At 63.6% G+C, this 10,914-nt stretch carries 9 protein-coding genes; 8 read left to right on the top strand and 1 reads right to left on the bottom strand.

Annotation, left to right across the window (positions count from 1 at the left end; all coding sequences use genetic code 11):
* Positions 1–369 (bottom strand): LLM class flavin-dependent oxidoreductase (locus ADIAG_RS10685; protein ID WP_043474382.1); only part of this gene is annotated, 369 nt, incomplete at its 3' end.
* 451 nt (positions 370–820) lie between these two features.
* On the opposite strand from ADIAG_RS10685, the gene ADIAG_RS10680 reads away from it, so the two are divergent.
* The 8 genes from ADIAG_RS10680 to ADIAG_RS10645 all read left to right on the top strand — a co-directional run bounded on the left by ADIAG_RS10680 (position 821) and on the right by ADIAG_RS10645 (position 10,905).
* Positions 821–2,458 carry an ABC transporter substrate-binding protein gene (locus ADIAG_RS10680; RefSeq protein ID WP_235045886.1) on the top strand — a complete coding sequence of 546 codons (1,638 nt, stop codon included), beginning with the start codon at positions 821–823 and terminating at the stop codon, positions 2,456–2,458.
* Positions 2,455–3,474 carry an ABC transporter permease gene (locus ADIAG_RS10675; RefSeq protein ID WP_007271371.1) on the top strand — a complete coding sequence of 340 codons (1,020 nt, stop codon included), beginning with the start codon at positions 2,455–2,457 and terminating at the stop codon, positions 3,472–3,474. The genes ADIAG_RS10680 and ADIAG_RS10675 overlap by 4 nt, the downstream gene beginning before the upstream one ends.
* Complete coding sequence (locus tag ADIAG_RS10670; protein WP_007271370.1) at positions 3,471–4,436, top strand: ABC transporter permease; 966 nt, start codon at positions 3,471–3,473, stop codon at positions 4,434–4,436. Before ADIAG_RS10675 ends, ADIAG_RS10670 begins: the two co-directional genes overlap by 4 nt.
* The gene (locus tag ADIAG_RS10665; RefSeq protein ID WP_007271369.1) at positions 4,436–6,145 is read left to right on the top strand and encodes a dipeptide ABC transporter ATP-binding protein; all 1,710 of its coding nucleotides are present in this window, start codon (positions 4,436–4,438) and stop codon (positions 6,143–6,145) included. Before ADIAG_RS10670 ends, ADIAG_RS10665 begins: the two co-directional genes overlap by 1 nt.
* On the top strand, positions 6,142–7,398 hold the full coding sequence (locus ADIAG_RS10660) for an acyl-CoA dehydrogenase family protein (protein WP_007271368.1): 1,257 nt from the start codon (positions 6,142–6,144) through the stop codon (positions 7,396–7,398). Before ADIAG_RS10665 ends, ADIAG_RS10660 begins: the two co-directional genes overlap by 4 nt.
* Positions 7,395–8,795, top strand: coding sequence for an LLM class flavin-dependent oxidoreductase (locus ADIAG_RS10655; protein ID WP_007271367.1), 1,401 nt, complete (start codon positions 7,395–7,397; stop codon positions 8,793–8,795). The genes ADIAG_RS10660 and ADIAG_RS10655 overlap by 4 nt, the downstream gene beginning before the upstream one ends.
* 447 nt (positions 8,796–9,242) lie before the next feature.
* Entirely contained in the window at positions 9,243–10,088 is an 846-nt protein-coding gene (locus tag ADIAG_RS10650) for an HpcH/HpaI aldolase/citrate lyase family protein (protein ID WP_007271366.1), read from the top strand.
* A gap of 172 nt (positions 10,089–10,260) precedes the next feature.
* Entirely contained in the window at positions 10,261–10,905 is a 645-nt protein-coding gene (locus ADIAG_RS10645) for a class I SAM-dependent methyltransferase (RefSeq protein ID WP_235045885.1), read from the top strand.
* The last annotated feature ends 9 nt before the right edge of the window (positions 10,906–10,914 follow it).

The raw sequence follows: 10,914 nt of genomic DNA, 5'->3' as shown, positions 1-10,914 counted from the left end.
GTCAAGCGTGGAAATCTGCCGGGCGAAATTGTAGGGATGATTCTGCACCACGTTCGAGGTGGTCGCCAGGCCGAGGTGCTTGGTGCTCACCGCCAGGGCGCCCAGGAGCACCGTTGGATCATTCGACGGCATCTGCAGGCCCTCGTTGGCGTAGACGTCGAAGTCTGCGTCTGAGTCTCCGTACAGCCCCGAGACGTCGGCGAAGAACATCGCGTCGAACTTTGCCGCCTCAAGTGTTTGGCCCAGCTCGACCCACGTGTTGACGTCATTGAACTCGGTCTGGCCCGCGTCCGGTCGGCGCCATTGGCCGTGGTGGATGTGGCTGGTCGTATTCATGACGAACGCATTGAAATGAAGTGGCTTGCCCAAAATGTTGCTCCTTGTAAGTCGGCGGCTGGATCCGTCCTCCGGCGGCCGGGAGGCCCTCGGAATCGCTGGTGTTGACTGATGTTTTCAGCCGCGGGACCAGGAATGACGATTGCGAAGCGCAGGGACTCCAGATGTCCTTTTATGACCCCGTCGTGACGACTCACAGGACGCAAAACCACGTCATGTGACTGCATATTTCGGGGTAAGTACCCAGACAAAGCGTTCAAGACCTGCTGGTGGCGTGCGGGCACCGGACACGGATAGAAATATCCCAGGCATCTCGCCAGTTCAGGTTCCGATCCCTGACACCAAGGCCAAGCACCCCACAACCAGCAGGAGTACCACCGTGAAAAACCGCCAGCCGGCGTACCGGGCAGAACACCCGAGCGCTTTCCCTCCCCAGGATAAAGGACGTTCCGCACAACCTGCGGATTTCAAGAAACGCCTTCCCTTGGCGCTCGCCACGGTGGCTGCCTTGCTGGCCCTGACCGCATGCGGGGGAGCCGTCCATGCAGACTCTGCAGCCGGATCAAGCGGGGAGCCGATCTCGGGTGGCACCTTGGTTTACGCGACCGGCGACACCGAACCGTCGTGTCTTGATCCGATCGTGGGTGGAGGCGTGCCGCAGGCGTTGGTCGCCACCCAATACCTTGAACCCTTGTTCTTCCAGGATGAAGACGGCGAGATTGCTCCATGGCTCGCCAAGAGCTGGAAATGGTCCAAGGACCGGCTTGCCCTCGACATCACGGTCCGCCAGGACGTCCACTTCACCGACGGCCAGCAGCTCAACGCCGAAACTATCGTCAAGAACGTCGCCTACATCAAAGACCCCCAGACGCTCTCCAGCACCGGCATCCTTGCCGTGGAGAAGGTGGCATCGGTCGAAAAGATCAGCGAATTCACCGCGCGGCTGCACCTCTCCGAACCCGACAACGCGCTCCTTGAACACTTTGCCCAGGTCTGGGTGCCGATCCAGTCGCAGAAAGCGCTGGCACGCGGGGCCGAGGCCAACTGCCTCTCCCCGGTGGGCACCGGCCCCTTCAAGGTCGAAAGCTGGTCAAAACAGCAAGAAGTGGTCCTGACCCGCAACGAGGATTATCACACCCCGGCACCCACAGCCGGGCATACAGGTCCCGCGTATCTGGAAAAGATCATCTGGCGCTTCCTACCAGACCATGCTGCACGCTTTGCCGCCCTGCAGTCAGATGAGGTCGATGTCATCGATGTCTTGCAGCCACAGAATGCCGTCGCCGCGAAGGCCGACCCGGCCCTTGACACCTTGATTGGTTCCCGGCCCGGACACGTGGTGAACCTGACGCTGAACACCACGGAGGGCGCCTTCACCGACGTACGTGTCCGTGAGGCATTCGTGCGCTCGGTGGACGTCGACGCGGCTTTGAAATCCATCTTCATGAGCACGGTGCCGCGCTCAAATTCGGTGCTCAGCAGCATCACGAAGTTCAACCGGCAAAATCCCGAGGCCTACTCCACCGATGTGGACAAGGCCAACCGGCTTCTGGATGAAGCGGGCTGGACTCTGCGGGATGCAGAGGGCTACCGGACCAAGGACGGCCAAAGGCTGTCCACCAGCGTGATCCAAAACGACAGCATCCTCATTCCGGTCTCGGTTCTTGAACAGTTCCAGCACAGTGCCAAGGCCGTCGGTTTCGAGCTGGTCATCAGCCAGGAGGAACCGGCGAGCTTCAACGCCAAGCGATACGCCTGGGACTACGGAATCTCGCCGCTGTACTACACGAAGAATTCTCCTTCGGTGCTGAACATCGTCTACGACTCCGCGCACATTCCCTCGGTCATCGAAGGTGGCTACCACGCCAACAACAACGGTCTGGCCGGTCCGGCCGCCGACGCCATCGATGTGGCACTGCACAAGGCCGCCATCACCGGGAACGAAACTGAACGCGGAAGGCTTTACGCCAAGGCCCAGAAACTCATCGATGCACAGTACCTTTCGCTGCCGATCTTCGACCAGCAGACCCGTCTCGGGTTCCGCTCCGATGTTGAAGGCGTGAAGCTTCTCTCCCCGCTGGGCATGCCCACCTTCTACGACACCTGGTTGGACCGATCATGAGCCTCGATACAGATAACCGCACCCCCGCCGACTCCGTTGCAGCGCCTGCCATACAAGACAACGCGGCGAAGGCTCGGCTCAAATCGGTCCTTAGACTGACGGGATTCCGCACCCTGGGTGCCGCAGGAGTCCTGTGGGCCGTCGCGACCCTGGCGTTCTTTGCCATGCGATTGGTCCCGGGCGACCCTGTGGATGCACTGCTGGGCGGTCCGGGCAACAACGCCACCGAAGAAGTGCGCCAACAAACCCGCGAGCTCAATGGCCTCAACGCGCCAATGTTGGTCCAATACGGTGCCTACCTCGGGAAACTCGTGACAGGTGACCTAGGGGATTCATACCAGTTGCGCGAACCCGTGGCCCACGTACTCGGCGAACAACTAGGCAACACCCTGGTGCTCGCGGTCTTGGCCTTGGCCACTGCTTGGGTGCTTGCCTTGGGCCTCGCGCTCTGGTCGGCCCGCGGCGGCAAGGCCGCCACATTGGTGGGTAACCTGCTCGAAGTCGTTTCGGCGGCGGTCCCACACTTCTGGCTTGGCAGCCTGCTCATCCTGGTGTTCAGCGTCAGGCTGCAATGGCTCCCTGCCACCAGCGGGGCCCCCGGGGTTGAGGGGCTGATTCTTCCGGTGCTCACCTTGGCCGTTCCGCTGGCTGGATTCCTAGGACAGGTCATGCGTGAATCGATGCTCACCGCCATGAACTCTCCGTTCGCGATTTCCTCCCGGGCACGCGGGGAATCCGAGGTCTCGCTCAGTCTGCGCCACGCGCTGCGCCATGCAGCGCTTCCTGGCATCGGACTCTCGGGTTGGGCCATGGGCTCCTTGATCAGTGGGGCAGTAGTTGTCGAAACCGTCTTTGCACGCCCGGGCATCGGCCGCACGCTGCTGCAATCGGTACTCGTCAGGGACGTGCCGGTGGTGCTCGGAGTGGTGGTTCTGGTCGCCGCGATCTACATCTTGGTCACGCTGCTCAGCGACCTCGCGGAACGCCTGGCCGACCCCCGGTTGCGTGCGGCATGAGCACTGACACAAACCTGTCCAAAACCATCACCGACCCGGAGGAAGCCATGACCCACAGCATTCAAACCACAGTCCTGGAAGGACCGGCGGCCTTGGAAGCGACCCGTGCCTCGAAGGCCGCTGCACACCCGTCGTTCACATCCGGCGCCTGGTCCACGGTGAGCACGTTGGGCCCCGGCATCATCACCCCGCTCGTCTTGTTGCTGGGGCTGATTGCCGCGGCAGTGATCCCCTCGGTGCTGGCCCCCAGCGGACCGCTGGAGATGAACCCCGCCGAGGCCTTTACCGCACCCGGTACAGCGCATTGGTTCGGCACCGACGAATCCGGGCGCGACGTTTTCTCCCGGGTCATCCACGGTGCCCGCAGTTCGCTGTTGATCGGCATCCTGGCCACGGTCATCGGCCTCGGCTTGGCCCTGGTGCTGGGTGCCGTTGCCGGCCTCGGAACCCGCGCCGTCGACTTCAGCGTCTCGCGCTTCCTCGAAGTCCTCTTTGCCTTCCCCGGCCTGCTGCTGGCCTTGCTGGTCATCACCATCCTGGGACCCGGCGTCGTGACCACCACCATCGCCGTGGGGCTCTCCGCGGCGCCCGGCTATGCCCGGATGATCCGCTCCCAGGTCCTCTCGATCCGCGGCTCCGGCTATGTGGAGGCATCGATTGTGCAAGGCAAGTCCCGTGCCTTCATCATCCGCCACCACATCCTGCCCAACGTTGCAGCACCGCTGTTCGTGCTGGCCACCCTCGGGGTCGGTCAAGCCATCGTCTGGGCATCTTCGCTGAGTTTCCTGGGCCTCGGCGCCACGCCGCCGGATCCTGAATGGGGATCGATGCTCTCGCTCGGCCGGCTCTACATCGGAAACGCCTGGTGGCTGACGGTCTTCCCGGGCCTCTTTATCGTGCTCAGCGCAGCAACCACCACACTGCTGGGCCACGGCATCCAACGCAATCTCAAGGACAAGTAATGTCGCAACCAACCACTACGCCCTTCACCGACAACGAACCCGTCATCAAGGTCAGGGACCTGCGAATCGCCTTCGGGTCCAAAACCCGGTCGACCCCCACGGTCCACGGCATCGATTTCGAGATCCACGCTGGTGAATGCCTGGCCATCGTCGGCGAATCCGGATCCGGCAAATCGGTGACGGCCCGCACCCTGATCGGTCTGACCGGAGCCAACGCCGTGATCCAGGCGCAGACCCTGCAATTGCGGGGCAAGGACCTGCGCCGCAATTCCGACCGTGCCTGGCGCAAGGTCCGCGGCGCCGACATCGGCTACGTCCTGCAGGACGCGCTGGTCTCCCTTGACCCGCTGCGACCCATCGGCCGCGAGATCGCCGATTCGCTGCGCATCCACACCAAGCTTTCGGCTGCGGCACGCACCAACACGGTGCTGGGGTTGCTCGAAGCCGTCGGCATCCCGGAACCCGAACAGCGCATCAACCAGCGCTCCGGGGAACTCTCCGGCGGGCTGCGTCAACGCGCGCTCATCGCGGCCGCCATCGCTTTGGACCCGGCCCTGCTGATTGCCGATGAACCCACCACGGCCCTGGACGCTACGGTCCAGCAGCAGATCCTTGACCTGCTGGCCGAACGCAAGGCCGCAGGGACCTCGTTGCTGCTGATCAGCCACGACCTCGCGGTGGTCGGGCAGCTGGCCGACCGCATTGCGGTGATGCGCCAAGGCGAAATCGTCGAGACCGGGCCAACGGCCCAGGTGCTGGGGAACCCGCAACACGAGTACACCCAACGCCTGCTGCGCGCGGTGCCGACCGACAAGCCGCGCGGCACCAGGCTTGCGCCCGCGAGAGCAGGGATCTCGGTGCGCCAGCACGCGCTGATTGGCGCCGACCGCGCGGCCGACGCCACCCGGGAGCACGCGGGTCCGGTCCTGGTGGCCGAGTCGCTGCGCAAGACCTACCGCAACCCCGACGGCTCGCCGCGAGTCGCCGTTCATGATGTCTCCTTCGCCCTGAACCGCGGGCAAACACTGGGGATCGTGGGGGAATCCGGATCCGGCAAGAGCACCGTCGCGCGCATGGCCCTGGGGCTCACCGCCCCGGAATCCGGGGAAGTGAAGCTACTGGGAAATCCGTGGAGCACCCTTTTGGAGAAGCAGCGCCGGCCGCAGCGCAGGCACATCACCTCCATCTACCAGGACCCGCTGGGATCCTTCGACCCGCAATGGGACGTGGCCCGCATCCTGGCCGATGCGCTGCCCGATTCCCGAGCGCTCCCTGCGGCCGAACGCCGTGACGAGGTCATCCGGCTGTTGGAAACCGTGGGGCTTGACGCTTCTATGGAATCCCGGTTGCCGCTGCGCCTTTCCGGCGGCCAGCGCCAGCGCATCGCCATTGCCCGCGCTTTGGCCCCGGGGCCCGAGGTGATCATCTGCGACGAACCGGTTTCCGCACTTGATGTCTCCATCCAGGCCCAGGTGTTGGACCTGCTTGATGAGCTGCAATCCGAATTCAAGCTCAGCTACCTGTTCATCTCCCACGACTTGGGCGTCGTACAACACATCAGCGACGAGATCGTCGTGATGGAAGCCGGCAGGGTCGTGGAAGCCGGACGCACCGCGGAGGTCTTTGCCAACCCGGCCGAGGATTACACCAAAAAACTTCTGTCCGCTGCACCGCGGCTATACCCCACCCCGACCGGAGGAAAAGCATGACCATCAGTCTTGAACGCACAGCCGTTGTACACCCGGATGCCGCACCAGCGCCGACGACCCAGGCCCTACTGGAGCGCTTCACACCGGTATTCGAAGCCATCGCCGCCACCGCGATCCACTCCGAGGCCACCCGCACCCTGGCGCACGAGGCCATCGCACTGCTCAAAGCCTCGGGTTTCACCGCGATCAGGGTCCCGGTGGCTTTCGGCGGAGCCGGAGCCACCCTGGCCCAGTCGCTGCAACTGCTGCGCGAGCTCGGCGCCGCTGACTCCAACCTAGTCCAAGCACTGCGCGCGCACTTCACCACGGTGGAAACCCTGGTCTCAGGCACAGACACCGCTGCGAGGCAACGCTGGCTGCCACGCGTCGTGGCCGGGGACGTGTTTGGCAACGCCACCACGGAAAAGGGAAACAAGCCCGGAACCAACTCCACCCTCCTCACCGAGGAGGCCGGGCGGACGGTGCTCAATGGCACCAAGTATTACAGCACCGGCAGCCTGTATGCCGACTGGATCAAAGTCAGTGCCGACACCGCGGCCGGCGACTCGGTGCGCGTGAGCGTGCACCGCAACGACCCCGGTGTGGAACTGCTTGACGACTGGGATGGGTTCGGCCAGCGGCTGACCGCCTCCGGCACCACCCGGTTCAGCAACGTCGAGGTCGCCCCCGAAAACATCGATGCCTCCGGCGGGGTGGAAGGAATCGGATTCGGCGCAGCCTACGTCCAAGGCATCTTGTTGGTGGCCCTGGGCGGGATCGCTCGGGCCGTGCGACGCGATGCCATCGCCTATGTCCAGGGACGGGACCGGACGTTTTTCCACGGAGTCGGGGAATCCGCACAGCGCGATCCGCTCATCCAAGAGGTCGTGGGACGGATCAGCTCCACGGTATTTGCCATCGACTCCGTCCTTGACACGGTCGGCTCCCGTATCCAGGACGCTGCAGCACGCTCGGCAGCCGGGACCCTGGACGCCGAATCCACCGCCGAACTGGATACCGAACTTTCCGAGGCACAGATCTTTGTGGTCGAGCAGACCCTGGACGTGGCCAACCGGCTCTTTGAGGTCGGGGGCGCCTCGGCAGCCTCCGAAACCCGGGGTCTTGACCGCCACTGGCGCAATGCCCGGGTGCTGGGCCAACACAATCCGGTGATCTACCGGGCCCGTGCCGTGGGACAGCAACGCCTGACCGGGGATCACCTCACCACCCCCATCTATGTCGGAACCAGCGCCCCGAAGGGAACAAACACATGAGCAAGCCGCTGCTTTTCAACGCATTCCTGATGAACACCGCCAGCCACATACACCACGGCCAATGGCGCCACCCCGAGGCACGCCAGCACGAGTTCAACGACGTGAACCTCTGGATCGAACTGGCCAAGACCCTGGAAGAGGGCCTGTTCGACGCAATGTTCTTCGCCGATGTCACGGGCCTTTACGGCCCGGCCGACGGCCAATACGTGGACAACGTACACGAGGGGCTGCAGATCCCGTCCAACGATCCCGCGGTGCTGCTCGGCGCCCTGGCCGTGGCCACGAAGAACATCGGGTTGGCCTACACCTCCAATGTCATGCAGAACCATCCGTTCAACTTCGCCCGCCAAGTCTCCACCCTCGACCACATTTCCAAGGGCCGCATCGCATGGAACATCGTCACCAGCACCCAGGAAAATGCCGCACGCAACTTCGGCTTCGACGCCTTGGTCGAACACGATGCCCGTTATGACTGGGCCGACGAATACCTGGATGTCGCCTACAAGCTCTGGGAAGGATCGTGGGACCAGGATGCGTTGCTGGTGGATAAGCAAGGCGAGCGCTATGCGGATGCGTCGAAGATCCACAAGATCAACCACGTTGGTGCCCGCTACAAGGTCGAGGGCCCGCACTTGCCCTCGCCCTCCCCGCAGCGCACCCCGCTGCTCTTCCAAGCCGGAGGCTCTGCGCGGGGCATCAGCTTCGCCGCCAAGCACGCCGAGGCGGTGTTCATCGGCCCGCCCAACCCGGCCGGAGCCAAGATCCACACCGACAATGCCCGGGCCGAAGTGGTTCGTGCCGGGCGCCGGGAAGAGGACCTCAAATTCTTCCAAGGCATCAGCTTCATCGTCGGTTCCACGCATGCCGAGGTCGATGCCAAGCGAGAAGAGCTCGAACGATACACCTCGGTGTTGGGATACCTGACCCATTCTTCGTTGGGGGTTCTGCCCGATGGCTCCCGACTGCCCGAGGACACCGAGCTGCGCAACATCCCCAACAACGGGGGACAGGGACACGTGGACTGGCTGCGCGCCGCGACCCCGGACCGTGAACCCACGTTGGCCGACCTGGCCAAGAACCGCATCGAACGCGGTGTCGTGGCCGGGAAACCTGAGGAGATCGCAGACCAGCTCTCGGCCTGGCAGGAGGCGGGCATTGACGGCATCAACGTGATCAACTGGCGGCTCCCCGACACCTACCTCGAATTCAACGAACGCATCCTGCCCACCCTCCAGGCCCGCGGGCTGGCGAAGACGGCCTATGAACCTGGCACGCTGCGCCACAAGATCTTCGGGCGCGACAGGTTGCCGGAAAACCACCCCGGTGCCGCCTACCGCGGGGCCTTCGGACCGCGGGCCACCGCACTCCCACCGGAATTCGTGACAGCCGGGAGCTAGCCCAGCTCCCAACACGGACGCCCTCGGCAACCGCACGGACGGCGGGTTCAAGGTTCCCCTGCCTTGGAACCTTGATCCCGGCGTCTTGGCGTGCGCCAGAAAATTATCCACAATATTCACTCACGGCGCCCTGATACGCCCAATATCTAGAAGGCCCTATCCTGAGCCGGTGCCCCGGTCCATGCCGCTTAGCTCATGATCAATACGCCGGATAAATCGACCTTGCTGGAGTCGTGGATCTGCGGGCGGCGACGGCGGAAAACCATGGAGCTGATCAGGAGGATATAAAAGTTCGCTCCAAAACTTTACGACGATTTTTCGCTAGCCGAGCCTCAGCTCTGTTTGCCCGGTCACAATAACTAGGGCTTTCACACAGAATGCGACATGGAAGACGCTCTTTGCCCTGCTTTGTGGTCCCTTGGCTCGTGAAGTCGGTAGGCTGGAGGCATGGCATTCCGTAACCGTCGCGCAGCTAACCTTCCAGCAAAACTTTCCCGATCTTGGCTGCTTGTCAATGCCTCGAAACCCGAGGACTTTGGCCCGGCTTTGGCCTCTGAGGCAGACTCGATTATTTTCGACATGGAAGCGGCGGTGCCGGACGATAAAAAGGTCGCCGCACGCGAGGCCGTGGTCGAGGCCTTGTCCACGGGCATGACGGCCTGGGTCCGCGTTAACGGAATCGACACCGACTTTTGGGCCAAGGACCTAGCCGATCTGGCCAAGGCGCCGGGCCTGCGCGGAGTCATGCTGGCCATGACCGAAAAGCCCGAGCAGGTCACCTACACCGCCATGCGGTTGCAGGCCGGCACCCCGGTACTGGCCCTGGTTGAAACTGCCCTGGGCATCGAAAATGCTACGGCCATCGCCTCGGCCCCTGGCACCTTCCGCCTGGCTTTCGGCGTCAACGACTTCCGTAAGGACACCGGCGTTTCCGGTGACCCGCTGGCACTGGCCTACGCCCGCGGCAAGCTCGTGGTCGCTTCGCGTGTGGGCAAGCTGCCAGGCGCCATCGACGGACCCCCAGCCCCGGGCGCAGATTCCGCCGAAGTGCTTGCCGACTCCGCCGTTACCGCCTCGATGGGCATGACCGGCAAGCTGGCTCTTTCACGCACCCAAGTCGATGAGATCAACCTGGGCCTGTCGCCGAACACCGATGAGCTCTCCTGGGCCCATGAAATGCTTGAGGCGCACGCCGCCGGAGCCTCGGTGGGCGATGGTTCCTACCTTCCGCGTTTGGCCCGTGCACAAAAAATCGCCGATCTGGCGGACTCCTACGGATTGTGGAACGCCTAAGCGAACCCCCATGCCTAATCCGGCCCCCGAACCTCAGATTCCTCTGCGGTCCGGGGGGCCGGACTGTTTTCTCCCACGGCAGGGTACAGCAGGCCAATACAGGAGCCTCTTCTCCGTTCCTTGTGTGCCACGGCAGGCGGGCCCAGTCTGGTGCCATGAATCAAGAACAAACATGTTGCGGGCAGGGTCGGTGCTGATGGCCGGGTGGTATGAAAAACACGTACTGCCCAGACTTGTTGCTCGCTCCTGTGGCAACACCATGCTCGCTCCGTATCGGGACAGAGCTTGTGCCGGACTGGCCGGGAAGATCCTGGAGCTGGGATTCGGATTGGGAACAAATATCGGGCACTACCCCGCGGCGGTCACCGGTGTGGTCGCCATTGAGCCCTCCGACACCGCCTGGCGGCTTTCAGCCCCGGCCCGGACGGCGTCGGCCATCGGCATCGAGCGCGGATCGCTCGACGGCCAGATCCTGGCAGAGGCCGATGATAGCTTCGATGCCGCGCTGAGCACCTTTACCCTGTGCACCGTAGAGAATCCTGCTGCGGCCCTGGCCGAGATCGCCCGGGTGCTTAAACCCGGTGGCACACTGCACTTCCTCGAGCACGGTCTGGCACCGGAGGCCAAGGTCCAACGCTTCCAGCGCCGGGTGGAACCGGTCCAGAAGGCCCTGACCGGCGGGTGCCACCTCACCCGGTCCGTCGAGGGCATGCTGCGGGATGCCGGCTTCAGCATCACCGCACTGGATTCCTTCTATTTACCTGGTGCCCCACGCTTTGAATCGGCACTCAGCCTGGGCACTGCCACCTGGTCCTGAACGGACGCG

The organism is Paeniglutamicibacter gangotriensis Lz1y (assembly GCF_000348945.1).
In the GTDB taxonomy this organism is placed as follows: domain Bacteria; phylum Actinomycetota; class Actinomycetes; order Actinomycetales; family Micrococcaceae; genus Paeniglutamicibacter; species Paeniglutamicibacter gangotriensis.
The sequence above is the reverse complement of the archived record's forward strand: the minus strand, read 5'-3'. Positions and strand labels throughout refer to the sequence as shown.

Bases quoted from the DNA above. Each gene is read 5' to 3' on its own strand.
- ADIAG_RS10660 (WP_007271368.1), top strand. From the start codon at position 6,142: ATGACCATCAGTCTTGAACGCACAGCCGTTGTACACCCGGATGCCGCA.
- ADIAG_RS10655 (WP_007271367.1), top strand. From the start codon at position 7,395: ATGAGCAAGCCGCTGCTTTTCAACGCATTCCTGATGAACACCGCCAGC.
- ADIAG_RS10670 (WP_007271370.1), top strand. From the start codon at position 3,471: ATGAGCACTGACACAAACCTGTCCAAAACCATCACCGACCCGGAGGAA.
- ADIAG_RS10665 (WP_007271369.1), top strand. From the start codon at position 4,436: ATGTCGCAACCAACCACTACGCCCTTCACCGACAACGAACCCGTCATC.
- ADIAG_RS10645 (WP_235045885.1), top strand. From the start codon at position 10,261: ATGTTGCGGGCAGGGTCGGTGCTGATGGCCGGGTGGTATGAAAAACAC.
- ADIAG_RS10650 (WP_007271366.1), top strand. From the start codon at position 9,243: ATGGCATTCCGTAACCGTCGCGCAGCTAACCTTCCAGCAAAACTTTCC.
- ADIAG_RS10675 (WP_007271371.1), top strand. From the start codon at position 2,455: ATGAGCCTCGATACAGATAACCGCACCCCCGCCGACTCCGTTGCAGCG.